We start from the raw sequence: 25,463 nt of genomic DNA, 5'->3' as shown, positions 1-25,463 counted from the left end.
CGTTGATGCCCAATTATCGACGTTCACATGTTCCAGGCGGGACGTACTTCTTCACGGTGAAAACCGAACTCAATGCTCCCATTTTCTCGAACAACGATCACGTTGTTCAACTTGGAAGCATCATTCGTGAAGCAGTGACGCGCTGGCCTTTTGAAATCAATGCGATCGTGCTCCTCCCGGACCATTTACACGCGATCTGGACATTGCCTCCCGGTGACGATGACTATTCAAAACGTTGGGGCTGGATCAAGAAGGAGTTCACGAAAGTGTACTTGGCGAATGGCGGTCAAGAACAATTCACATCTGTTTCAAAAAAACGAAATCGACGCCGTGGTGTTTGGCAACGGAAGTTCTGGGAACATACCATTGAAGACGAAAATGATTATGAAGCTCACTTCGACTACATCCATTGGAATCCAGTCAAACATGGTTACGTGAAATGCCCGAGCCACTGGTCACATTCCTCGTTTCACAAATGGGGTGCCAAAGGCGTTTATCCGAAGAATTGGGGATGTGGTGAGCAATCTCCGATTTCGATGAAATCCATCAAAGACGTCGGCGAATAAACGGTCCGCACAGCGGACCCTACTTTCCCTATTAAAGGAGACAGCGAAGAAGTGAAACAGTGGCGAGCACGCATGGGGACCGAAGCGGCACAAGAGATTTATCGTCAACGGACAGCGACGGCGGAATTCCCGAATGCAGGTTGTCGCAATCGAGGGTTGCATCAATTTGGAGTTCGCGGATTACTGAAAGCCAAAGCAGTGAGTTTGCTGCATGCACTGGTACACAACTTTCAACGAACTCTCGATTTGAAAGGTCAGCTGCAAGCGAAATTCAGCTAACAAAGAAAGATTGAGTTGTGACTTGCTCAACTCAAGTTAGCAAGCAGAGACCTGAAACAAAGAGACTTCGGCCCGCAACGAACTGAACTCTGAGGAGATCACGAAAGCGAAAAAATCATAGACGTAGAAAATTAGAATCAGACTTCTGAAAAATAGCATTGCAGAAGTCCAGAAAATCGCAAACCAGCCATTTATTCACAACCTGACAGCGGACCCTACTTTCCCTGCACAGTCGTGGCACTCTCATATTTCACTCATTCAATGAAGCCACCCCGCTCTCACCCACCTTGCTCAAGACAATCTCCTTTGTGTATTTTGGATTCCGAGTTGCCTTCTGGTTGTAATGCTACAAGAAAACGACTTAATGATAAACCAGGAGAAGAAGTACTAACAGAGGTGATACACCATACATCGTTTGAATCAACCCTTACGTATTTGTTACAAGTTGAGTGTAATTCTCCTTCTTCAAGTTCTATCACCGCCAAGACCTCGTCGCGTCCTGGAGTCATTGTTGTTTCTAAAACCTTAATCCTAGTATACATTCCCATACCTCTCGATTAATTTATCCAGCTCTTTAACCCATGATGCCCGATTTTTGTTGATTATTTCAATCTCCTTGTTAGACCAACCTTTACGCTTTGCTATCCCTAAAAGTGAAGTAGGTCAGGCTCTTTTCGCCTGACGCAACGTGAAAGTTGTCCGTCGACGTTGGCTGAGAAGACGAGTCTCTGGGGGCAATCTGCTTGCGTCTCTTTAAGGGTTCAAATATCAAAAAATATAGATTCTCCCCAGCCACTTTTCTGGTCGGGATGGGCTCGACAATTCATTTGACACAAGTCTTGATCGCTGAGAATTGCATAGCCCTTCACCCGTATCAGAATATGCATTCGCTTCGGCGAATTCGCAGCGTTCGAAAAACATCAACCTGTTTCGGATTGACAGGTATTTATGTGTCGTTCAGGATACTAAAAGCGTTCTACAGAATTCAATTCCGTAGCAATGACATGTTCTCCGCAATGAAGTGCACATGAACCTCCCCAGTCACCGGAGCCTGCTGAGACCGATGCTTTTCACTCAACGCAAGCGAATCAGACTGTTTTCACTACTCGCGACGCCGGCGATTGCAGCTTCGATCTTCGCCTTCGTTCAATTCAAGCATCGAGAGGCCAATACTCAACGAGCGATCAATCGAGCTGCGTTCTATCAGCGTGTCGTTAAAGAGCAGGCGAAGGTCACCGGCCCTCCGTTAGCAAAGGTCGTTGCGATTGATAGCGGAGAACCAGTCGAGGGGACTATTATTGGGATGACCTTGATCGGACCGGACGGCGGTGATGGTGGTTTTTATTGTTTTGTCACGCAAGAGTCAGGCTTGGCTCCTCTGCACCGCCCCCTGACTCCTGGACGTTACCAATATCATCTAGAGCCTGATCCTGATTCACGGTTTGACCGCACGGAGTGGCGCCGTAACCAGCCTTATATTATCGTTGCCAGCGACGGCACGACCACGGTGCCGACTCTGCAGTTGGAAGTCGCCGCAGGTGGATAACATCCGTTGCACAGAGTGGCGCAATCTAAGCAGTTTTTGAAACCTATGTTGCTCTTCGAGGCGCAGTAAACGGTCGTATTGTAATCGGTGGTATTTTGCGACAGTAGTCCCGAGTCGTCCCTTGGGGCGCGTGCCATTGCAAAACGCACCAGACTGGAGGTCCAATCTGGTGCGTTGCGTTGGCTATTCCGAGCATCCTACTCACATGGCAGTTTTTTTCATGAACGACCGGTGAGGAGAATTCTAGAGCATCTTTCGAATTGGTTTGCAGGATCTGCCTCGTGGCGAACAGCGTTTTTCTAGTGAAATGCGTTCTTCACGGGAACACGGTAGAGCAGACTGCTCTAATCGTTTTGGGCTTTCAGGCAGGCCAATGTGTGGAAGCCACGGAAGTAGGCCCTTCCGTTGGCGACGGTGGGGGTGGCGTAGGACTCGTCGCCGAGGGGACTCTTTCCGTAGAATTTGTATTCGGGCTTGGCATCAATAACGGCGATCTCTCCATCTTCGGCGATGCAGTAAATCTTTCCATCGATCATGACTGGCGACCCGGAATAGGTTCCGCCGACACGCTCGCGCCAGACGTTCTTAGAGAAGTCTCCACTGAGGTCGACGCAGCAGACGATGCCGTCATCGTTCCACAGATAGATGTGTCCTTCGTGAACGATCGGAGTTGGAACGTAAGGCAGGTTTTGTTTGCGTTCACTTTTCACAGCCCCCTGCTCTGCCGGATCGACGCCCACAAGGTTCGAGCCGCGTCCACCTGAGCCACAAGTAGCGAAGAGCAGCCCATCCCCATAAACCGGTGAGGCGACTGTCCGTTTCGGGAGTTCACCGGATTGCCAGAGTGACTTGCCGGTTTGAGGGTCGAGTCCTGTGAGTCCCAAAGCTCCGCACAAGCAGACCAGTTGGTCCTCACCATTCACGTTGATGATAATCGGAGTGGCGTACGATGCTTTGCGAAAGTTCCGTTCGGAAGTCCAAACATGCTCTCCAGTTTTGGCATCGAGGGCGACGACTTTGCTCGGTCCTGCTTGATCCGAAGGAACAATCACCTTCCCGTCGTACACAATTGGTGAAACACCTTGACCGTGGGAGCTGGTGAATGTCCCCAGGTCTTGTGACCATTGACGCTCTCCTTTGAAATTATAGGCCAGCAACACGTAATGCTGTTCATCCGCGAAGGCCACATACACAAAACCATCTCCCACGGCTGGAGTTCCCGAGGCGTAGCTGTTTTTGCGATGCAGGTGATTCGCTTCGAGTTTGATTGAATCCTTCCAGATCGTTTTTCCAGTGGTCGCGTTCAAGCAGTGCAGCGTTCGATTTCCGTTCGCTTCGCCGGTGGCCAGAAACAAGAAATTATCCACAACAGTCGGTGAGGAATGCCCTTTGCCCGGAAGTTCGATCACCCATTCATACTGATCCTGAGACCACTGAGTCGGAAGACCTTGCAGGTCACTTTTGCCCTCTCCGTTCGGTCCTCGAAATCGCGTCCAGTCCTGAGCAGATGCCACACTCGTGAGTGTCCCCAGACAGAGCAGGATGACAATGGCTGAAAGTTTTTGAATTGGTTTCATCTGATCCCTCGATGGACTTCCTCGCACCGCGCGTGATTCCGTCCGTAATGATTGAATTTGGATTTCGTTATTCCCATCAGCATCTACAAATTCTCGTCATTCTGCAATGATCTCGGCGCATAAAAAAAGCCGCAACTGATTCCTCAGTCGCGGCTTCTCGGAGTGCAGATCTATTGATCTCAACCTGTCAGCTACCACAGCGAGTGTGGTCAGCAGGAAATTTACTCACCATAGAACTTGGTCAACTCGTCTGCGGTGAGTGCTTCTTCGACCGATTCGCTGGTGACTCGGGCTCGGAAACGAGCATTTCCGGATGTTTGAGAAGTGACTCTGACACGGTAGACAGCCACTTTCCCGGGGCCGAGTTCTGGAATTGTTCGGAACACAATGTTTTGTTGTTCAGCAATGTGCTGTGTTGGGCCAGTCGCTCCTACGAAGCTGACTCCGGTTGCCATCTCGCAAGCGAGTCCAACATCTTTGGCAGCGGCTGAGCCTTCGTTCTTCAAGCGGACTTCGTAAATGGCTTCTGTACCGGTTTCGACAGGATCGTCGAGGTCGACAACTTCCACAGAGAGGGAAGAGGTTCCTTCAATCCGTGTCGTGAATTCTGCATCTGCCAGGCTTCCGTGCTCTGAAGTTGCACGAACCAGGTGCTTGTGTTCGCCGAGTGTCTTAGCAGAGAGCGTGACGTTGAGTTCGCTTTGCTCACCTTTTTCAAGGCGACCGACGAACCAGGTCAACAGTCGTGTTGATTTATCAAACTGAACACCTTTGTCTGCACTGATGAACTCGAATCCAGCCGGGACTTTGTGCATCAGTTGAACATTGCTCGTGGCCGCTGCTCCGTCGTTGGCGACTGTGAGAGAGAAGACTCCCCGACGTCCCAGATAACGAAGACCAGGGCCATCGATCGTGGCATTCAGACTTGGAGCGATGACAGAAACTTCAGCAACGCTTCTTTGAATCAACCCTGCGTCGGCTCTCGCCTGTACTTGAATTTGATGCTCTCCGCCGGTGACAGCAGCCATCGCAAGCCGGATGCTCCGAGATTCTCCCGGGTTCAATGATCCGATCTCCATGAGCAAACGTTTTCCGCGAGCATGTTCAAGTCCGTCGGGGATGACAGCTTCGATTTGGACGTTCGAGGCAATCCCATTCCCCGGGTTGGTCACCACAACAGTATGAGGGGCACTTTCGCCGATCATGACTTGTTGTGGACCTTGTACTTTCACAGCCAGCAAAGGTTCAGCCACGGTGAAAACGTTACTTGCGGTTCCTGTGAACCGAACGTTGGCTCGTGTGGCGATGTTTCCTCGTTCTAAAGGAAGCATCTTGATTTTAATAGTTCGCTCTTCGCCCGCTTTGAGGGTCGCAAATTGCCAGCCTAAGAAAGTTTCGCTCTTCGAAGGCTTTGGGTTGGCATCGAGAAGTCTCACGTTGTTTGGGAAAAATGCTTCCACTTCGACACTAGAGGCATCGGTTTTCCCGGAGTTTTTCACGACCAGATCACATTGGCATTCCTGTCCAACGTTGATCGCTGACTGCTGCTTCCACTCAATTGTCACGGACGGAGTTTGTGGTCCGGAAGCTTCGATTGTGGTGACAGTTGGAACCGGTTCCGCGAGAGGAGCTTTGGTAAATCGTTGGCTGAAAGTGACGTTCCCTCGATTCGCAGGAGCTGTTTCGCCTGCTTGTGCCCTCATTGCTGGTGAGGTGGACTCAACAGCGATCGGTGTTGTCAGTGAAGTCTTCTGGCCAGAGACTGCATCACTCGGATTTGCAAGATTCGGGTTTGCAACAGGCACTCGCGGAGCAACAGGAGCAACAGGAGCGAAGCTTGATGGAGTTTCGACTGGAGAAGCACCAGGGAACGGTCGAGCCTCTCGGCCTTCAGCTCGCACTTGTTCAATTTGCGAGCTAGCCGCTTCTTTGTCTTCCTCAAAAGCAGCTTGAACCACACCTTGTGGAGCAAATGTTGTGCTCGAATTCTGAGGTGTAATGACTGGCTTGAGCCGTGAGCGGGATTCGGTCGATTCGGCGTTGCTCAATTCAGCTTTATCGCCAAATAATTCCGAATAGTAATTCGGAGTCTGAGCGGCCGGAGAGATTGTGACCGGTTGCGGAGCTTGCTTCAGCCCGGCAGAACGTTGACTCTGCGTTTGCTCTTGTGTCTTATTTTGGCCGGAATTGAAATACTGGAGGCTTCTCCCAGCTGGTTTTGGTTGGACAGCAGAGGGACCAAACAGGTCTTGAGCAGCGACACTGTTCAAGCTGAGACCAACGATTGTTAGAAAGCACGCACTCCGTCGCATGTGATTCTCCCTGCCGCATTGAGGTTTGAGTTAAACAAAACCCCGGTTCGACTGATTCGTGATAACTCACGAGGCATTCAAATCCGTTTGAACGCGACTCAGTCAATGATTCTGATTCGAAAATATCTGGAACAATTTTGACGCGCAAGCTCCAGCTATCTTCGTTTTCGACTCTTCGAAGGACGTGACATGAGAAGAACTTTACGAAAATAACGATTATTCCGATTATTCTTCGAAAAAATGCTGCGTTGCATCAAAAAACACTCACGGCAAAGCCGGTTGATGAGCAAAATCCCACATTTCGTCACTTCGATCTGTGCGAAAAGAGGACTTCTCTGTTTTTTATCCCTGCAAAGAAACGGGGCTCTCAGCACACACGCTGAGCCCAAAGAGGCAGAACTCGTGTTCCCGAGCCATCATTATTGAAATGATGTTCGCGTTCAGCCTCGTGGAACGGAGCGATTTCCCGTGAGAAAAAGACTCCCAACAGGCGCGAGAAGCATTGAATATGCCCTAATCAGAATGGATTTTGTCTAGAATTCCATTCACAAACTGTGAAGACTGGGCATCGCCGAACTTTTTGGCGAGTTCAATCGCTTCGTCGATGGCGACACCGCGTGGGGTCTCTGTTTTGACGATTTCATAGGCTCCCAGACGCAAGACTGCCCGATCCGTCGCTGCCATGCGATTCAGCCGCCAATTGGCGGCCACGCTTTGGATCTTCAGGTCGAGTTCTTGTCGGTGTTCCATAACCCCTGCGTAAAGGCTCCACGCAAAATCGATCAGTTGCTGATCGCTGATGCGTTCGGCAATCATCTTTTTAATCTCAGTGACTTCTGTATCCGGGTTCAGGTCCACCTGATACAGCATTTGCACTGCAACCTGACGTGATTTACTTCGACGAGCCATGAATCTCTCTATAGGTGTGTAATTGATTGCGGTCGAGTCGCTGCAGCGATCGCAATGCCTGTTGTGCCCGTGAAGGTCGCATTCACGACTTCATAAACCGCTCGCCACGAGGCGGAACGTGAAGACCAATATTGGATTTGCTGTCGTTGCTTGTGTCGTTCTGGAAACCGCAGCCTTGAATAAGACTCCAGAGGCGAAACCATCAATCTCGGCGCCGGGCCCTGTTCTCAACGGACAATTTTCATTGACAATCTCAATCGAGAATGCTGCGACCTCTCTTTTTACCTCAGGTGGATACACGCAAAACGTACAACGAGAAGACGATAATCCTACCCGGGAAGTTGCGCCAGACGAATCAGGAAAGTTGTTTGAGCACATTAACAGTTTCAATTGCTGCCAAGGCCGCTTCAACTCCCTTGTTCCCGGCTTTACCACCTGCACGGTCTAAAGCTTGTTCCATCGTACGGCAGGTCAGGACTCCAAACAAGACGGGAATCCCATTCTTCTGCGATGCATCCATGATGCCTTGCGCCACTGCGTGATTGATATAGTCGTGATGGTCAGTGTCACCCTGAATGACCGCACCTAAAGTGATGACAGCAGCGTACTTCCCACTCGCTGCGAGTCGTTCAGCGATGATCGGTAATTCATAGGCTCCCGGAACCCAGCACTCGACGATCGAATCGGCGGACGCGCCGTGTCGTTTCAGGGTATCTACTGCCCCGTCCAACAGACGCTTCGTCACCAGTTCGTTGAAGCGTGAGACAACAATTGCGTACTGATCGTTGCTGTCTGCAATCATGTTACCGGAGATTTTCTGCGTCATTGATCAGCCAGATTCTGGTCGTTTGAGGGGGGCGTGCCAGTTTCTCTCACTCAACGGAATTTTCTCGAAACCACTCCAGCGACCGAGCCGGACTTCTTGGCAATTTCTGCATCAATGTTGAGCGAGCTAGAAAATAATTGTCTCTTGATGGGTGATCACTACGGGAAAACCATCTTGAGCGCCTGAATTGGCCTGTATGTTATTGTGTCGATTCAAGAAAGACCAGTTGTCATCTTTCGCAGAGAGGGAATTTTCAGAAATGACTGACCGAGCCCAATATGAATGCAGCGAAGATCCTGGTCAATCAAAAACCAGACCGAAAACCTCTGGGATAGCTGCTTTTCTCAACGATTGAGTAAGCAACTTCAAGTTTCAGGATCAGTTCGCAAGAAACTGGAACAGTTCTGGATGCGGTTTATGTGTTTGGAAGCGTTACCCATGTCCGGAGGCGGTTTCGTTGCAGATCACGACTCCGCCAATGGGGCCTCAATCTCAACTTCGCTGCCAATGTTGTCAATGTGAATGTCGCTGTCGCTGTCGCTGTCGCTGTCAATGTCGCTGTCGCTGTCGCTGTCATTGAGACTGTCACCGTCATTCTCATTGTCGGGGGCTAAAGCGAGGAAATATCTGGCCCTGACCATCGAACGGAACATCTTTGCAGTCGCAAAGATCGCCCCGAGTCCGGTCATACTGGCTAACAATGTCGCTTGCCCCTGCTCTGATGACGACCATTGCTCGGTCATTAACAGGAATGACGTACATAACCAACCGATGCCAGCACACGCTGCGTAAATTTTTATAAAGGTCCGCTCGCGACTCAGTGTTGATTTCGCAACTGCCGAACGTGCGGAGAGGTTCGCCAACTCTCGAAATGAGTCCAGATTCGCTCGAATGGCAGCAGACTCACGAACTTCACGTGAGTTCGTGTTCCGTGAATTGGATGCCTCACCTTCGGTTCGCTCAACGGGCTGAGTTTTTAACTGTGTCGCTGAAGGGCTTAACTCTTGCTCAGGAGTTTCCAGGACCTCAGATGTTTTCGGTTGAGACTTTTCAGCTGAATTCCGGGCGAGAAGCTGCTTCATATAGTTTTGAATGACATCATCTGAGGAAAAGTCTGGGGTGCGAGATTCCTCAACAAACGATTCCGAGATATTTGAGGCTTCACTCTTTTCGTCAGTCTGTGTGGTCGCCTCTTCCTTGAGTGACTCGGGCAATTCGAGGCCGGCTTCTGCGAGTTCCAAAATTTCAGGTGTTTCACTCTCTGACTCAACCTCTAACTCAATCTCTTCAGTGATCCCCGTCGAAGAGTTCTCTGCGGTCGACTTTTCTGCAGGCGTTTCCCCCCCCAGTGGAATCCCAAAAATTTCTGCCAGTTCCGAGCGTAGACCATCGATTGGGGCAGACTCATCTCCTGTCTCAGCGGAGCTTTCGCCTTCGACTGCCTCTGAGGCCACCTCGTTGTGCAGTTCGACATTCAGATTGAATTCCGCGTTGTCACTTATTACAGCGTCGTCACTGACAACATTGCCACTAATCTTGTCACGAACACTGCCACTAACACCGTCACCAACACTGTCAGTCGCCTTCTCATCGATCTTGTGATCGACATCCTCATCAACGCCGTCTTTGGCAATTCCCTGTAATTCTCCTTGCACTTCTTGAGGTTGCGGGTCGAGATCTTGAGTGGAATCGTTTTGCTTCGAGTCGCTTTGATTGAGGTCAGAGAGTAGACGCTCTTGCAGATCTTCGAATTCCGCTACGTCTTGTTCGAAATCGGCACGTGCGATTTCGATTGAACTTCGCTCCTGTTCAATTGAGGCTTTCTCTTCCTCAAGTTCGAGTTCGAGTTGTTGAAATCCTTGCTGACGTTCTCGAAGTTCTTCAAATTGCCCGGACAACTTTTGGCGTGTCGATTCGGTCTCTTTTATCCGCGACTCGCAGTACTCCAGTTTTTCTTCCAGCAACTGTTGAAGTTCCTGAAGTTCAGCGCTCTCGCTTTCATACTTTCTCTGTTGCTCGGCAACCTGCTGCCCCTGTTCCAGTAATTCATTTCGTTCAACGATCACTCTGTCCAGCTGACTTGAGAGTTCAAGAACTTGAGATTCAAGCTGATCGCGTTCGACTTGATGTTGTGATTTTAGTTGTGACTCACGTTCAGCGAGTTCACTTTCCAGCGACCTGAGCTCTTCAAGCTGTTGATTGAGCTGAGCCTGTCGATCCTCAAGTTCCTGTGCCTCCTCCCGTTTGGCTTGGGAGAGACTGAGTCGGAGTTCCTCTTCGCTTGATTTCAGGATGGCCATCTGACTGAGGAGAACCTGTTCCTGATCACGCAATTCGAAGTGTGCAGCTTCAAGCTTCTCGTACTCTGTGAGAAGTGCCTGATGCTGTTTCTGGTCTGTCTCGAACCGGAGTTCGCGTTGCTCCAGATCTTTTTCCGCTGCGAGCAGTTGTGCTTCCCGCTCTTGTCGCTCGTTGTTGAACTTCTCCGTCTGAGAAGCGAGTTCCGATTGCTGTTCCTTGAGCTCAATCGATGCTGCATGCAGTTCAGCTTCGCGTTGTTCGAGCTCAGCTTCGAACTCTGACAATACGGACTGATCCAGTTTGAATTCCGTACTCTGTCGCTGAAACTCCTGTTGTTGCGACTCCAATCGTGCTGCCAGATCGTCGAGTCGGATTCGCTCTTCAGAGAGTTCCCGTGAGAGACGCTGAAGCTTAGGTTGTTCCTCAGCTTGTTTTTGCTCGAATTCTCGGCATCGATTCTGAAACTCTTCTTCTCGACTGATGAGTTCGTTTTGTTTTTCGTTGAGTTCGGAACTCCTCTCTTCAAGGATGTCCGCTTCGAGTTCAAGTTCAGCTTTCTGAAGGTTGAACTTTTCGATTTTAGCGGCGAGTTCAGATTGAGCCGCTTGCAACTGCCTGGTTTTCTCTTCCAGTTCCAGAGAGCTGGATTGCAAGAGTTCCTGCTCTCCCTGAAAATCTTGCTTACGGTCTTTGAGCACCTTCTCAAAGAGGACTAAGCCACCCTGCTCTTCCTCGATTTCTTTCTGACGCTGAGCATATTCAGAACTTTGAGACTTCAATTGTTGAGTCTGTTCTTCCAGAAGCTGCTGTTCAAGAGCGAGAGACTTCGTCTGCTCTTCGATCTCCTTCTGCTTTTCCAGTGATCGTTTTTCTAATGATTCTTCCTCTGAACGCAGTTGCTCCTCTCTTGTTTCGAGTTGTTTCTTTTGCTCGTCCAGTCGCTCAACCTGTTCCTTCAGGTTCTCGAACTCTCGCTTCAGTTCCTCTCTCTGCTGAACAAGACTATTCTCTTGCTCTGACAGCTTCGCACGTTGAGCTTCAAGCTGTTCTTTCAGTTCGAAATCCTGGGTCTCCAGAAGCCCATGTTGATCCTGAACTTCCTGTTCACGAAGTTCGAGTTCTGCAGCAAGTTCTGCCAGCCCCTTCTTTTCAGCCTGCAAGTCATCGAAGAGGAGATCTGCTGCAACTTCTCGTTCCTCGATGGAAAGCGAAAGCAACTCCAGTTGCTTCTGTGCAACTCGCAAATGCTCTTCTCGTTGATCGAGTTCTGAACGCGACTGTTCATGCAGCGCAGCGACCGCTTCACAATGCTCTTGATGTGACCGTTGTTCCTCAGCGAGGATTTCGTTCTGTTTGAGGAACTCGTTTTGTTTTTCAGCAGCTGCTTCGAGGTCAGCCGTGAGCTCCGCTTGCTGTCGAGCAAGTTCTTGCTCGTCATCCGTGAGCCGATCACGATGTGCTTGCAACTCACTGAGCTGCTCTTCAACCGCACGAGTCTTCTCGTCGAGTAGAGCATGTCCATTGCGAAGCTCTTCTTCGCGTTGTTGAAGCCCTTCCTCCAACTGAACAAGACTCAGTCGGTCTGCTTGCAGCGTCTGCGAAACCTGCTCATGTTCGGCCTTTAGATTCTTCAACTGAGAAAATTGCTCGTCGAGCAATTGCCGATCCGTTGCTGCCTGTTGTTTGAGTTCAGCAAGTTCGTTGAGTTCGAGTTGCCGCTGCTTTTCAAAATCTTCGCGAGCTTGATTGAGCTGATCATGTTTGCGCTCGAGTTCACGCTGCGATTCAATGAATTCATCTGAAAGCTCTTCGAACAGGTCAGCTTCAAGTTGAAGCTCCTGTCGCTGTAGATCGAGCTTCTCTTCACGGCGATTCAGGTCTTGAAGATCGGCTTCGAGTTGAGACGCTTTCAACTCCAGTTCCTGGACAATCGCAGCACACGAATCATCTCTGGCTGCAAGCTCTTTCTCTAGCGATGCCTGTCTCTGCTGGAAGAGTTCCTTCTCCGACTCAAACTGCGTTCGCTGCTCCTGAACGGTCTTTTGGTCTTCTCGAAGAGTTTCTAATTGCAGATCAAAATCAGCGATTCTGCTCGATACGCTTTGTGCCTGTTCGTCAAGTTGCTCCTGACTCTTCTGGAGTTCGCTTTCTTTGATCTGGAGCTGTTGCTCTTTCTCTTTCAATGTCTCTTGTTGCGCACTGATCTCATCGAAACCTGCTTGAATCTCCGCGGATCGAGATTCAAGGTGTTGTGCAAGGTCATTGAGTTCGTGCTGTTGTTTCTCAACGGCATTTCTTTGCTCTTGAACCTCTTGTTCCAGAAGAGCGAGGTCAGATGTGCGACTTTCGAGGAGACGAGATTCCTCTTGTGTCTGTTGTGCGGATGCTTTTAACTCTTGCTGAGCAATCTGAACCCGTTCGAGCGAGGCCTGAAGATTCTCTTTCTGAGCATTAACCTCCTCAACCTGCTTTGCGAGACTCGCTTTTTGATTGAGCAGTTCAACTTCGCGTTGAGAAAGTTCCTCGGCCTGAGTCTCAAGTTCCTTCCGAAGTCCCTGTAACTTCTCGGTGGCATCCGCAATGGGCACTAACTGGGAACGCTCTGAAACAATCTCGTTTTGCTTTTCCGTAATTTCTTGCCGCTGTAACTCAAGAAGTTTGAACTCTTGCTCCAATTCGAGTTGAGCATTTACGAGAGTCGTGTTCATCGCAGTCAACTGAGCATGCGATTCTTTTTCTTTTTGAAAGAAAACATCGAGAAGCCCTTCGACATCAGTCAGCATTTCCTGAACGAGTTGTTCTCGACGGTCCTTTTGATTGCTCCCAGGTTGCTCAGCAGCGTGTCTGATCAGCTCATCGATGTCCGGTGGCGAAAAATCGTCTTGGCTGCTGACTGCTGGTTCCGCGTGCAGGACTTCCACTTCGAATTCAATCGGCCCAATGACCAGTCGATCCCCCGCTTTGAGTTCGCCTTCGGTAATTACCCCTTCGTTCAGCCACGTTAATTGAGAACTGGCTTTCAAAATCGCGCGTTTCCGCCCGACGACGATCAAGCAGTGTTGGCCAGCAACCCCAGCAACAGGAAATGTAAAATCACAACTTTCATCGGAGCCGACAGTATAACGTCCCGGAAACAAAGTGATTGGCCCATGCCCTGCTGTCGACCACAAAGGACGCAGGCAGACTCCATCAAAGCCGGGGTCCAGTTCCTTGCGACTTTGTTCGTAGAGATCAGGAATTTCAACGGCAGATGCCAACATACCAATAAGCTCCGTGTCCGAGTGAATCCCCACTCGGCGAAATGCGACACGCACCACCTCGAGAACCACTCTTTGCATATAGCTCACAGACTTCGCACGGTCAAAAAGCATCTTCTGCGACCGTGTCTTTGTTAAATAAACGCAACTTTTTCAGTGAAGCTCCGCAGGGTTTTCCGCAAACCGGAAACTCCTCGTCGATGGAATCCCGACAATTATTGAACATGAAACAATCGGCACGAACTGAATTTCACAGACAATGAACCTACGATTTTCAACACGCGACCTTCCATCGCCGAGACTTCGCAAAGCCTCCGCCACTCTTCTTCACCACTTCCCTTGTCCCGAAGAGCGGCAACATCCAAATTGACAGTAAAAAACAACCTTAAGAATGGCTGGCTTTGCTACCACCAGCCGTTCGTAGAGGAGCTGCCAGCAACCGTGGCAGCAAGTTTTTTGAATTTGTCAGCGCCCGATCATGTCATGATTCAGCCGTGTAGATCGATCTGATCGCAAGATTCATCACAATGAAGCAGAATTACTGAAGTCTCTCAGTTTTCAGAGACTCCCCCGTAGTCGCTTTCGAACTTGCATGCGGGTGGAATATGATCGATTGCTCCGTTAAAGTTTTGGTGTGGGGTCTTAGCCCATCTCCTCTCGACATCTCCTGCAAAATGGAAATCGGAACCCGGAATGGCGTCAGACGAGCGGGAACATGAGTTCCCTGTCTGAGTTGCTCACCCGGTGTTGGATCCCCGATCCTTGGGAAATGTACTGAGTGTCGTATCTAATGCAGTTGAAAGTCAGAGAAACGTGAACGCAAAAATTGTACTTCTTCCCGGTGATGGAATTGGTCCGGAAGTGACTGAAGAAGGTCGTAAGATTCTTGTCGAAGTTGCTGAAAAGTTTGGACATAAGTTCGAGTTCGAATCACACCCGATTGGCGGAAACGCGATTGATGATTTCGGAGACCCGCTTCCCGAGGCAACTCTGAACGCATGCCGAAACGCTGATGGGATTCTTCTTGGTGCTGTTGGTGGCCCGAAGTGGGATGACCCCACAGCCAAGACTCGTCCCGAGGCTGGACTTCTGAAAATTCGCAAAGAGTTAGGCCTTTTTGCAAACTTGCGTCCAATCACCACACATGAGTTCCTGCTCGATTCTTCTCCTCTCCGTCGAGAAATTGTGGAAGGAACCGATATTTTCTTCGTGCGAGAACTGACCGGGGGCATTTACTTCGGCGATTCCAACTTAGAACAGAATGCCGATGGAAGCGAAACCGCAACCAGTACCATGGTTTACAGCACGCACGAAATCGAACGAGTCGTTCGAGTCGCTGCAAAAGCTGCTCAAGGTCGCTCGGGACATTTAACATCTGTCGATAAAGCAAACGTGCTGGAAGCATCGCGGCTTTGGCGCAAGGTCGCTGAGCGTGTTGTCCGAGAAGAGTTTCCAGACCTGAAATACGATGTTGTCCTGGTTGATGCGATGGCGATGCATCTGATTTCTCGCCCATCCACATTCGATGTGGTGGTGACTGGCAACATGTTCGGCGATATCCTCACCGACGAAGGATCGATGCTTCCCGGCTCGATGGGTCTCCTCCCGAGTGCCTCCCTTGGAAGCGATGGCCCCGGACTTTACGAACCGATCCACGGATCGGCACCAGACATTGCAGGGCTTGGAATCGCGAACCCACTAGCTACGATTTTGGCAGCTGCCATGTTGCTCCGACATTCGCTGAACCTGGACGACGAAGCGAAAGCAATCGAAGCAGCAGTCGACGCTGTTCTGTCGGCAGGTCACCGTACCAAGGACTTGGCAAAGGATGGAGAAGTCTCACTTGGAACAATTGAAATGGGGCAAAAAGTGATTGAAGCTCTCAACAGTTGAGAGTATCAATGAAGAGTGCCGTCCGAACGGCGGCACGAAAGTTCTCTTGAACCGCAAAAAACAAGCCACTTCGAGAACAGAAGATCCAGGGCACGACCAATTTCCAAATGGGCGTTTGGAAACGAACGAGCGATCACTCAAGCGAATACTCAAAAGATGTGATCACTTCAAAAATTTCACGATGGATTGATGAGATGTTGAAAACAACCTTACTTCTATTGGCCTTCGTTCCTTTTCTGGTCGCGGCAGGATGTTCACAAGAACCTGGAACGCCTCCCGACCCCGAAGTTCCCGAAGCTGGAGGCGCGGTGACGCCAGAAACTCCCGCCAATGAGACACCAGCCCCGGCAGGTCAAACAGAAGAGTCATCAACAACTTCTGATTCATCAACAAGTCAAGCTGAAGAAGTGAAGCTTGAAATCAAGAGTTGGGATCAAACTCAGGAGTTGATTTCGCAGCACAAAGGCAAAATCGTCGTTGTCGATGTCTGGGCAACTTACTGTGCCCCCTGCTTGGTCGAGTTCCCCAATCTTGTCCAACTTCACAAAGAGCATTCGGATCAAGTCGCGTGTCTCTCGATCTCACTGGACTATCAGGGTTTTGATGATGAACCGGTCGAGACGTACACCAAGCCAGTTCTGGCTGTTCTGAAAAAGCAAGGTGCTACGTTTCAAAACATTCTTTGTTCGACCGCTTCTGACATCGTTTATAACGAAAAAATCAAGCAGGGATCGATCCCCATCGTGTACGTTTATGGGAAAGACGGGCAACTTGCTGGGCAATTCCCAAACCCCGAAGATCCCGCAGAGTTTACCTATCAGGAAGATGTCCTGCCTCTTGTCACGAAGTTGATGAATCAGTAACGATTCGGCAAATTTTGCAGCCGGTTGGGGTCGATGCGAAAAATATCAATCGACTCGCTCCGACCGATCACTGAACCCGATCATTGAACCGATCACAGTATTTGGTCGAGATGACAACCGAAGAAACAAGAGGCCAGAGTGACGCAGCAGGTGATGAATCCTGATGACGCGGTATCCACAACACCAGCGAGGTTAACCTGCCCGCAACGTGTTGATGGACCACATTTATTCTCGACGCAATTGTTCGCATTTGATGACGAGTATGGCTGCCCAAGTGGGAATTTCTCGATGTCCTGGCAATCGCGATTGATCTGGTGGTGCGATCCACGTCAATGGTTGCATGCTATTCTGCAACTCAAAGACACTCCCCATTCCATTGCGATGGGAACTGCAATTGGAATTTTCATCGGTCTGACTCCGACCTTTGGAATTCAAATGTTGTTAGTGCTTGCCGTTGCCTTTCTCACGCAGCCGTTTTTCCGCTTCAACCGCTTTGCTGCACTCGTTGCAGTTTATATCTCAAATCCGTTCACGATGATTCCAATCTACTGGATGAATTATCGTATCGGTGCCATGTTCACACACACTCAGATCAGCTGGAAAGAATTCGTTAGCCTGTTTCAGTATTCCAGTTACACCGAATGGTGGTCGACATTCTCGAATGTCTTCTACACACTCGGCACACCTCTCATCATTGGCTCATTTCTCGTCGCAACAGTTCTCTCGTTGCCAACATACCCACTGATTTTGCGATTATCTGAGCGCGTTCAGGCCAGACGTGCCGCTCGAGTTCAGTCGCGTACCGAGGAGGCTTCACGCGGCCCAAAATCAGCAGAGATGACTGAACCGGAACGCTCTTCGATCTCTTAATGAGCCCTTTTCCTTGAATGAGAATGCGTCGCTTCAGGCTTCCAGCTGATGAACGAAGAGATGATCGACAAATCCTCTTCGCGGTCACAATTGTCTCTCATCTTCCGACTCGTAGTACAAAGAGTCACAGGGAGTGCAAGAAGCGAACTGAAAACCTATGCTACGATGGAATTTCACTGCTTGAGAGGTCGACTCCGGAATTTCGGGTCAGTTCAAAGAATCAGGGACAAAAATGAATGCTGCTGCTTCAGAATGTGACGTCATTTGTGTGGGAATCATCGTGGCAGATCATGTCTGTGCCCCAATTCGTAAGTTCCCAGCTCCAGGTGGTCTCATCACGACACCAAGTTTGGAACTGACTATTGGCGGTTGTGCAGCAAATGTGAGTACCGATCTGGCGAAGCTCGGTGTCAAAGTCTCTCTCGTTGGCTGCGTTGGAAATGACCCATTTGGTCAATATGTTAGAAGTGCCCTCGCTGAGAACGATGTCTACTGCGAACATATTCGGATCTCAGAAAAGTCTCAAACCTCCGCGACGATGGTCGTGAATGTGCAAAACGAAGACCGCAGATTTATTCATGCTGTCGGTGCAAACACTGAATTAACAGGCCGAGAAGTCTCGGATGAACTGCTTCAGAAGTCGAAAATCGTGTATGTCGGTGGGTTTGGGTTGAATCCTGAACTTTCGGGTGAGAATGTCCGAGAGATGTTTGCACGAGCTCGAAAGCTTCAAGTGACCACCGTTCTGGATGTTGTATTGGATCGCGTTGACGATTGTATTGAGATGCTCAAAGTGGCACTCCCCGAAACGGATATCTTCCTTCCGAACCAGGACGAGGCCCGCTTGCTGACCGGCGAAAGCGATCCAGTGAAACAGGCTGAGATCTTCCTGAGTCAGGGTGCAGGAACCGTTGTCATCACCTCAGGTCCAGATGGCTCGATCCTCCGAGACCAGGCTTCATCCGTCATCCATTTACCTGCTTATCAAGTGGAACAAGTCGATGGGACAGGTGGAGGCGACGCTTTTGTTGCCGGTTTTTTGTACGGAGTTCTCCAAGGATCCAAACCCCAGCAATCTTTGATGTATGGAAGTGCCATGGGGGCCAGTTGCGTTCAGCACGCCGGTGCAACAACAGGTGTCTTTCACGTCGAGGAACTCGAAGAGTTCGTGAAAGAAAACCAGCTGACACCGACCATCACACAGATCTGAGACCGATGAGCCTCTCAACAGCGGCAAAGTCCAGCTTCCCTGCTCAGCCTTATTGCGGCACTCCAAACAAAAAAGCCTGCGAGAATGTTCTCGCAGGCTTTTTTTCGTCAATACGACAAGGTTGCCGTAAAGATGATTAGTTAGTTGTTCCAGCTTCAGCTGAAGAATCGTCAGCTGGTGCTGCTGCATCGTCAGCAGGTGCTTCTGCAGGAGCGTCAGCTGCTGGTGCGTCGGTAGCAGCTTCATCTGTGTGTGCTTCGTCAGTATGTGCATCAGCAGCAGCATCGGCAGGAGCGTCAGCAGGAGCTGCATCGTCAGCTTTTGGAGCACATCCAACCATCCATCCGCAGAGCAACATCGCTGAGAGTAGAGCAGTAAACTTCTTCATCGTTTTCTCCTAATGTCTTTAATTTAAAGACGTTATGTTCCTGGCAGCAATAACAATTTCGTGCCTGTGAAAGTATAGAGGCCTCGACGCTCCGTTTTATTCCCAAGGTTTGAAGATTTTTCAAGAATAAAATGCGAGTCGATTCTCTGAGCCCGTCCACCCTGCGCGCACCTTGCCAGTCCCCTGCCCACACTGAGCTAAGGCAGGAAGAATGGGTAAATTCGGTGGAAATTGACGAGACTGAAAAACAGGAACAATCGTTAAATCTTACCTGTTCCGTAATTCCGCTCAACTGAAGAGAGGACCCCGACCGATTGATCAGGATAACTACCATTACCGGTAGAACCGTCACGACCGGACTATTTTACCGGGGCGGGTTGTTACGAGTTGACGAGTGCGCAGAAACGACCTGTACGCACAGTCACAAAGGACCTGTGGCTGAAACACGGCAGGATGCTGGAGCAATCGATGAAAGACACATGTAAGAGTTGGCTGCAAGTTATTACCGCTTGTTTAGGCTTGTCGGCGACCACGTGGGGACAATCCCCTGATGTGGGAGCTTTCGAAGCTCAGCAATCGGAAGGAGGAGCCGTTTCCCAGGCGGATTACGGTTCTGTACGACTTGGTGGTCAAGATCATTCCGCCTCGGCAGCTGTTCCAGCACCAGGAGTGCAACAAACGCACTTTATCCCGGGTGCTCCCCCAATGTTCAATGATGCTCTCGTCCCACAGGACGAAAGCGTCGGCTTTGCCGCAACAAGACCAAGGGACGAAATCCTTTGGCGTGTTGGACGGTCAAGCATGGATCGATACGGATTTGAGGATGGATACACCAACCTCAATGCGTTCATTCCATTAGCGTTTGAGAGTGACCGCGCCTTATGGTGGGTCAACCCGCGAGTGAACATCTCCGATGGTGGAGATGGTTCCGCGAGCTTCGGTCTCGGATATCGCGAATACATTCCAGAAGACGACCGTGTCTACGGGGCCTCTTTCTGGTGGGACAACGAAACTGCCTACAACGGTGATTACAACCAGTTGGGCGGGAGTTTCGAATCTCTCGGTCGCTATGTCGACATGCGAATGAACTTCTCGATCCCGATCGGGGAATCGATGAACACGTCCGTGGTCGGACAAGGAGAGAATGCGTTCGTTGGGAACAACATTTCTGTCCAACAGTTCATTCGAACAGAGGAAGCCCTGCAAACGTATGATGCGGAAATCGCAACTCCATTCCCTTACCTGGGTGGATACGGTGTCGATGTCGGAGTCGGTTTTTACATCCTCGCAGGTGAAGAGACTGATACCTCAGCCGGAGTGAGTGTCCGAACTCAAGCACAGATCAACGACAGTTTCTGGTTAAACGGACTGTACACGAACGACCCGGAATTTGGTTCGAACTTCTCAATCAACTTCGAACTGACCATGCCGTCAAGCGGTCCAATCCGTTGGTTCAAACGTCCAGCCGTCGCTTCCGCACTCACAGATTCTGTGATTCGTCGCTACCGCATGCCGGTCAGCACTGGAACCGGAATCCAACAGAATATCGCAATCAATCCGAAAACCGGATTGCCTTACAATGTCGCACATATTGATCCAGATGATCTGACTTCTGGAAACGGTTCGGTCGGCAACCCGTTCATGTCACTCGAAGAATACTCCGCTTTGTCACTGGCTGAGCAAGGGGCATTCGACATCATCTACGTTCAACCTCGAGAAGATGAGACCGACACAAACCTGAACACAGGCCTTGGTCTCCTGAGTGGTCAACGCCTCTTGAGCAGCAGTGTTCAACACTACTTCGAATCTGAAGGCAGTCTGTTTGTGATGCCTGGATTCGTGGCGGATCAACCTTTGCCTCTGCTCACGAGCAGTGGAATCGTTGGAAACGACCACATCATCACACTTGAAACTGGCGGGAACTGTTTCGAAGTCGCTGGTTTCCAGATTGATCACCAGATGACACTCACTGGCCCGAACGCAAGCACTGGCAGTGCCATCTACGGAGACATGGTTTCCAGTGTCAGCATTAACCGTAACATTCTGGAGAACTCCGAATACGCAACACAGCTGACGAACTTCTCGGGATCGTTGCACTACAGCGAAAACGTACTTCGTGACAACATCATCGGTGGTCTACAAGCTGAGTTCACAGGAGATGGAGCTCTTGCCCTCTTCAGTAACTCCACAAGCAACAACATGGGAATTGGCTTTGAGGTGATCGCCGATGGAGCCAACATCATGGCAGATAACCTGCCAGACGCTGTCCCGACAGCTCCTGATGCTGATCTCCCCGTCTTCAGCGACGGAAGTGTGTACATCGATCCTTCCGATCTGACTGACGCCACGAATGTGTTCCCATTTGACCCAGCGACAATGTCAACAGGAATTGTTGGCAACAGTGCTGACCTCAACGAAACGGGAATGCAAATCGAAGCCATCAACGGCGGAACTATTAACGCAAGCGTTGAGGACAACACATTCTCGAACAATCAAGACATTACTTCCGCTGGATTTGTTGCCAATGCAGAAGGCGTAGGAAGCGAAATCACGCTGACAACTTTCCAACGAAACACCTTCGAGAACAACATTGGCTCTGGTGCGTTACTCGCCTCTCGAGATGGCGGAACCATCAACACTCCATTACAGGTTGATCCACTTGACCCACTGGAATTCATTCCAGGATTCACAGGAAACCTGTTTGATTCAAACAGTCGAAACGGTCTGACAGTCATCGTCGACAACTCAGAAATGAACGACTTCGTGATGGGAGCAAACACATTCTCCAACAACGGAGAAAGCGGTTTTGCAGCCTACCTGAACGATGCCACATTCAATGACTGGGAATTCGACATGAACCTCTTCGACCGCAACGGTCGAGACGGCATGGCCTTCGTCATGGATAACGCAACGAACAACCAGTTCTACATCACAAACAATGATATCACCGACAACGCTGGAAACGGAATCAACATCATCGGTGTCGATTCACTCATGGATGACCTGATCATCACGAACAACTTCATCCAAGGGAACGGATCTCCAATCGGTGGGTTCAACATTAATGTTGCCTTCCTGGGTGGCCTGACTCCGGCTCAACAGGCACAATTCAACTTCGCTGCTCAACGCTGGCAAGAAATCATCATCGGTGACCTGCCTGATGTTGTCGATCCTGTCTATGGGCTGATTGACGACATCACCATTACAGCTGAAGGAGCTGACCTTGGACCAGGTATTCTGGGACAAGCTGGATTCACCGCTCAGAGAAACGATGCTGACATGCTTCCATATCTGGGACTCATGGAATTCAGCAATTCGTTCCTCCCAACTTTGCCTGCTTTGGAACTTCGTGATGTCATCATTCATGAAATGGGACATGTTCTGGGATTCACAGACTTCTTGTGGGCTCAGAAAGGTTTGGTCGACTACCCGAATGCTCTCTATACCGGAGCGAATGCGGTGGCGGAACACAATGCACTGTTTAACCTGAATGACACAGGCGTCCCATTGCAAACCGGAATCGGCCCTGGTTCGGACTACGCCCACTGGGATGACGCTCTCTACGGCGACGAGTTGATGACTTACTCGGCTACTGGAACAGCTCCAAGGAAAATCTCCCGTGTCACAGCAGCCATGTTCAGCGACCTTGGTTACACAGTCGACATGAGTGCCGCTGACCAGACTTTCCCACTTGTTCCAGGAACTGCTGGTGGCAGCGAACTTGAAATGGTGGCCCCAAGTGCCGCGACGATTGCAGCAAACGAGCAGAAACTCGCAAACTACATGCTCGCAGCCTCGACTCTTCCGTTGGATGATCCAGGCGTCGTCACGCAAGCTGGTGTCGGTGGAAACAGCGGGATTCAATTTGACCTGACAGACAGTACTGTCAACGTCACAATGCAAGACAACCTCATTGATCAGAACCTCGCTTCTAACCTTCGCGGTGAATTGCATGGAGCATCAGCACTCAACCTCAACAGTTCCCGTGACCAGTACACAGCAAGTAGCTCAGGTAGTGGACTCAACATCATTACACGAGACACTTCCGCAGCGAACATCGACCTGATGAACGCAACGATCACAGGAAACGCTGACAACGGTTACCGTGGAGAAACCTTTAACGGGTCCACAATGAGTGTTTCCATCACCAGCCCTGTCGATCCTGAGTTCACTGGACTGACAACAATTTCGAATAACACAAATCACGGAATCAGCATTATCTCCAGCCCGGATTCACCAACGGTGAACACCTCACTGGTCGACCTGTTTGTTGAAGAAACCCTGATTAGTGGAAACGGTCAACGTGGTGTCAACATCCTGTCTTCAGAGTTCAGCATCTTCGATGAAATCCGGATTCAGGACAGCGTAATCACCAGCAACGGATCAGATGGAATCGGGATGAACCGCAAGGATGACGGATTCATCAACGGAACAATCCTGCGAAACACAATCGAGTCCAACACTGGAGACGGAATCAGCCTTCTGTCACAGAATGCGAACACGACCGACACGTACCTGATTCAAGACAACATCATCCGCAACAACACTCGCGGAATTCACATGCGAGTCGAAGCAGACGCTGTGCTTGATTCAATCATCAACAGCAACCTGATCGACGCAAACTCCAGCCACGGTATTCATGTCACAGACCGAGCCAACTCAGCCTTGGATCAACGAAATGTTACCGGGATCTGGACCCAGAACGAGATCGTCAACAATGGTGGCTCAGGGATCCAGCTGGATGGATCGTATGGAATTGATTCCCTTCTGGAAATTGGTCAGAACGGAGTCGATGGAGATGGCTTCAGCCTTGGAAACATCATTCAAGGAAACGAAGCAGCTGGTATTCAATCCACAGCTGTCGGTATTGCTGATATCCACAACAACCTGATCACTGACAACGGTGCCAGCGGTATCGACATCCAAAGCACGGTGTTCTTCGGGAATATCATCGGAATCGATAACAACTTTATCGCTGACAACGCAGACATCGGAATTGAGATCCGGGCAGATAACAATGTGATTGTTGAGTCTGAAATCACCAACAACACCATCACAGGGAATGGAAGCGATGGGATCGAAGTGGCGACACTTAACCTGGCGTCGTCCGACATCACCGTCGATTCAAACATCATCTTCGACAATCGCGGACGTGGTGTTGATATCCTCAACGCTGGTTTCAGCCCAGACATGGTCTTCAACCTGCTGAACAACACGATTAATGTTAACGACGGAGAAGGTGTTTACGTTGTCAACACCTCGGACGAAGCACAGTACAACTTCAAAGATGCTCCGACACCGGACAACAACCCACTTAATGATGAAACCCATGGAATGCAGGCAAACGGTTCAATCTTCGCTGATCCGAGAATGCTCTTCAACATGGACAACAACATCGTCAACAACAACGGAATCGGCTCACAGTTCGATGCAACTGGCTTCGTGATGAGAGTCGGAACCAGCGACGGTGGCTTTGGAACAACGTTTGAGGGTGGATATGCCAGCGATGGATTCGGTGGAGTGGTCGCCAACATTACGGACAACGTCTTCTCCGGAAACTTTGGAACAGATGTCTGGTTCGAATCATTCCGCTCAACAGCGAATCCACCTGTCACAAACGGAACATGGACTCAGAACGAGTTCTCACTCGACGCCCCATATCGTAGCGATCCTTTGGCCCGACTTGACCTCGTCTTTACCGGGAACACCGGAAACTCGATCGATGTCACCAACACAGGTGCCTGGTACGACAATGCAGAGCCAGTATTCAAATCACGTCTCAACAATATCGCGGCTCCAAACATCGCGGGACCGTTCCGAATTTCGACTCGACGTCGGAATGCACAACGTCTCGCCAGCCGAGATGGACTCCCACCGTTCGTTGGACCTGGTCTGACCTACCTTTACCCGGGAATGGGAACGAGTACCTTCCGAGTTTCGGCAGCCAGCATCATCGGATTCACCGGAGATGGAACCAGCAACGAGTTTGACACCATCGGATCGACCTTTAACTCAGCTGCTCCGATCAATACCGGGTTTGAATTCGGAGAACTCTTCTTCGACTGGGATACCACAACCTATGTCCCATAAACCGAACGTTTCAACAGACATCAGTTGAAACAGACCGAAACCAAAGAGCAGCAGGACCAAATCCTGCTGCTCTTTTTTTGTTTGATCCTCTCCTGTTGAAACCGCTTCACGCACTACTCAGGCTCACATTTTCGGAACTTCTCCCCCCAAAAACTCATCCACATGATGTGACAGGAAACCAATAAGTTTGAGGCAAAAAATCGAGGTGATTTCCGAGGAGGCACGACAAAAAAACGGAGTCCTCCCTCTTGACTTCAACGCCTCATCGATAAAAACTTCAGGGAACCTTCGCAGTGAGACCAACTGCGAACAATGCCCCTTTCAACAGAAATGAATGCCACCTATGAGTACCCGTGGAAGTGATGGAAATGTCCTCGCTGCCTTGTGTAGTTTCTTTATTCCTGGCTTAGGCCAACTCCTTCAGGGAAGAATGCTTGCGGCAGCGTTTCACTTTGTGATCGATGTCATCCTCTGGATTTTTCTCCTCGGTTGGCTCATGCACATCTTCTCCGCCTACTCCGCTGCGGTTTACGAAAATAAGTAGAGCGAGCAGTCTACGAAGCCATGAGAGTGAAC

General features: G+C 50.1%; 15 protein-coding genes. 9 read left to right on the top strand and 6 right to left on the bottom strand.

Features of this window, described 5'->3' with window-relative positions; translation table 11 throughout:
• Positions 1-5 precede the first annotated feature (5 nt).
• The 3 genes from Mal48_RS05275 (at position 6) to Mal48_RS05265 (ending at position 2,391) form a co-directional block, all read left to right on the top strand.
• Positions 6-566, top strand: coding sequence for an REP-associated tyrosine transposase (locus tag Mal48_RS05275; protein ID WP_145196838.1), 561 nt, complete (start codon positions 6-8; stop codon positions 564-566).
• Between the two features lie 51 nt (positions 567-617).
• A complete protein-coding gene (locus Mal48_RS05270) occupies positions 618-845 on the top strand; it encodes a transposase (RefSeq protein ID WP_145196836.1) in 228 nt (75 codons plus the stop codon).
• Between the two features lie 1,027 nt (positions 846-1,872).
• Complete coding sequence (locus Mal48_RS05265; protein WP_145196834.1) at positions 1,873-2,391, top strand: hypothetical protein; 519 nt, start codon at positions 1,873-1,875, stop codon at positions 2,389-2,391.
• Positions 2,392-2,735: 344 nt separating this feature from the next.
• Here the strand turns inward: Mal48_RS05265 and Mal48_RS05260 are convergent, their stop codons facing one another.
• The 5 genes from Mal48_RS05260 to Mal48_RS05240 all read right to left on the bottom strand — a co-directional run bounded on the left by Mal48_RS05260 (position 2,736) and on the right by Mal48_RS05240 (position 13,576).
• Positions 2,736-3,968 carry a PQQ-binding-like beta-propeller repeat protein gene (locus Mal48_RS05260; RefSeq protein ID WP_145196832.1) on the bottom strand — a complete coding sequence of 411 codons (1,233 nt, stop codon included), beginning with the start codon at positions 3,966-3,968 and terminating at the stop codon, positions 2,736-2,738.
• Positions 3,969-4,189: 221 nt separating this feature from the next.
• Positions 4,190-6,280, bottom strand: a complete 2,091-nt coding sequence (locus tag Mal48_RS05255; RefSeq protein WP_145196830.1) for a DUF11 domain-containing protein — start codon at positions 6,278-6,280, stop codon at positions 4,190-4,192.
• Positions 6,281-6,793: 513 nt separating this feature from the next.
• Positions 6,794-7,189, bottom strand: a complete 396-nt coding sequence (gene nusB, locus Mal48_RS05250) for a transcription antitermination factor NusB (RefSeq protein ID WP_145196828.1) — start codon at positions 7,187-7,189, stop codon at positions 6,794-6,796.
• A 355-nt stretch (positions 7,190-7,544) separates the two neighbouring features.
• A complete protein-coding gene (gene ribH, locus Mal48_RS05245; RefSeq protein WP_145196826.1) occupies positions 7,545-8,015 on the bottom strand; it encodes a 6,7-dimethyl-8-ribityllumazine synthase in 471 nt (156 codons plus the stop codon).
• 464 nt (positions 8,016-8,479) lie between these two features.
• Positions 8,480-13,576, bottom strand: a complete 5,097-nt coding sequence (locus Mal48_RS05240) for an FHA domain-containing protein (RefSeq protein ID WP_197442073.1) — start codon at positions 13,574-13,576, stop codon at positions 8,480-8,482.
• 810 nt (positions 13,577-14,386) lie between these two features.
• Here Mal48_RS05240 and leuB point away from each other — a divergent pair.
• The 4 genes from leuB (at position 14,387) to Mal48_RS05220 (ending at position 18,409) form a co-directional block, all read left to right on the top strand.
• On the top strand, positions 14,387-15,466 hold the full coding sequence (gene leuB, locus Mal48_RS05235) for a 3-isopropylmalate dehydrogenase (RefSeq protein ID WP_145196822.1): 1,080 nt from the start codon (positions 14,387-14,389) through the stop codon (positions 15,464-15,466).
• Positions 15,467-15,660: 194 nt separating this feature from the next.
• Positions 15,661-16,329, top strand: a complete 669-nt coding sequence (locus Mal48_RS05230) for a TlpA family protein disulfide reductase (RefSeq protein WP_197442072.1) — start codon at positions 15,661-15,663, stop codon at positions 16,327-16,329.
• Positions 16,330-16,467: 138 nt separating this feature from the next.
• On the top strand, positions 16,468-17,199 hold the full coding sequence (locus Mal48_RS05225; protein WP_145196818.1) for a DUF2062 domain-containing protein: 732 nt from the start codon (positions 16,468-16,470) through the stop codon (positions 17,197-17,199).
• A gap of 232 nt (positions 17,200-17,431) precedes the next feature.
• Positions 17,432-18,409: a carbohydrate kinase family protein gene (locus tag Mal48_RS05220; RefSeq protein WP_145196816.1), complete on the top strand. Its 978-nt coding sequence runs from the start codon at positions 17,432-17,434 to the stop codon at positions 18,407-18,409.
• Between the two features lie 136 nt (positions 18,410-18,545).
• Here Mal48_RS05220 and Mal48_RS05215 read toward each other — a convergent pair whose 3' ends face one another.
• On the bottom strand, positions 18,546-18,797 hold the full coding sequence (locus tag Mal48_RS05215) for a hypothetical protein (RefSeq protein WP_145196814.1): 252 nt from the start codon (positions 18,795-18,797) through the stop codon (positions 18,546-18,548).
• Between the two features lie 468 nt (positions 18,798-19,265).
• Between Mal48_RS05215 and Mal48_RS05210 the strand changes: the two genes are divergently transcribed.
• Entirely contained in the window at positions 19,266-24,887 is a 5,622-nt protein-coding gene (locus Mal48_RS05210; protein ID WP_197442071.1) for a right-handed parallel beta-helix repeat-containing protein, read from the top strand.
• Positions 24,888-25,230: 343 nt separating this feature from the next.
• The gene (locus tag Mal48_RS05205) at positions 25,231-25,431 is read left to right on the top strand and encodes a hypothetical protein (RefSeq protein WP_145196810.1); all 201 of its coding nucleotides are present in this window, start codon (positions 25,231-25,233) and stop codon (positions 25,429-25,431) included.
• Positions 25,432-25,463 lie beyond the last annotated feature (32 nt).

Source organism: Thalassoglobus polymorphus, assembly GCF_007744255.1.
GTDB classification, from domain to species: Bacteria; Planctomycetota; Planctomycetia; order Planctomycetales; family Planctomycetaceae; genus Thalassoglobus; species Thalassoglobus polymorphus.
This window is presented reverse-complemented; position numbering and strand designations above follow the sequence as displayed.

Coding starts and splice junctions, on each gene's coding strand:
- Mal48_RS05275 (WP_145196838.1), top strand. CDS start 6: ATGCCCAATTATCGACGTTCACATGTTCCAGGCGGGACGTACTTCTTC.
- ribH (WP_145196826.1), bottom strand. CDS start 8,015: ATGACGCAGAAAATCTCCGGTAACATGATTGCAGACAGCAACGATCAG.
- Mal48_RS05240 (WP_197442073.1), bottom strand. CDS start 13,576: ATGTTGGCATCTGCCGTTGAAATTCCTGATCTCTACGAACAAAGTCGC.
- Mal48_RS05205 (WP_145196810.1), top strand. CDS start 25,231: ATGAGTACCCGTGGAAGTGATGGAAATGTCCTCGCTGCCTTGTGTAGT.
- Mal48_RS05220 (WP_145196816.1), top strand. CDS start 17,432: ATGAATGCTGCTGCTTCAGAATGTGACGTCATTTGTGTGGGAATCATC.
- Mal48_RS05230 (WP_197442072.1), top strand. CDS start 15,661: ATGTTGAAAACAACCTTACTTCTATTGGCCTTCGTTCCTTTTCTGGTC.
- Mal48_RS05260 (WP_145196832.1), bottom strand. CDS start 3,968: ATGAAACCAATTCAAAAACTTTCAGCCATTGTCATCCTGCTCTGTCTG.
- Mal48_RS05215 (WP_145196814.1), bottom strand. CDS start 18,797: ATGAAGAAGTTTACTGCTCTACTCTCAGCGATGTTGCTCTGCGGATGG.
- Mal48_RS05255 (WP_145196830.1), bottom strand. CDS start 6,280: ATGCGACGGAGTGCGTGCTTTCTAACAATCGTTGGTCTCAGCTTGAAC.
- nusB (WP_145196828.1), bottom strand. CDS start 7,189: ATGGCTCGTCGAAGTAAATCACGTCAGGTTGCAGTGCAAATGCTGTAT.
- Mal48_RS05265 (WP_145196834.1), top strand. CDS start 1,873: ATGAACCTCCCCAGTCACCGGAGCCTGCTGAGACCGATGCTTTTCACT.
- Mal48_RS05210 (WP_197442071.1), top strand. CDS start 19,266: ATGAAAGACACATGTAAGAGTTGGCTGCAAGTTATTACCGCTTGTTTA.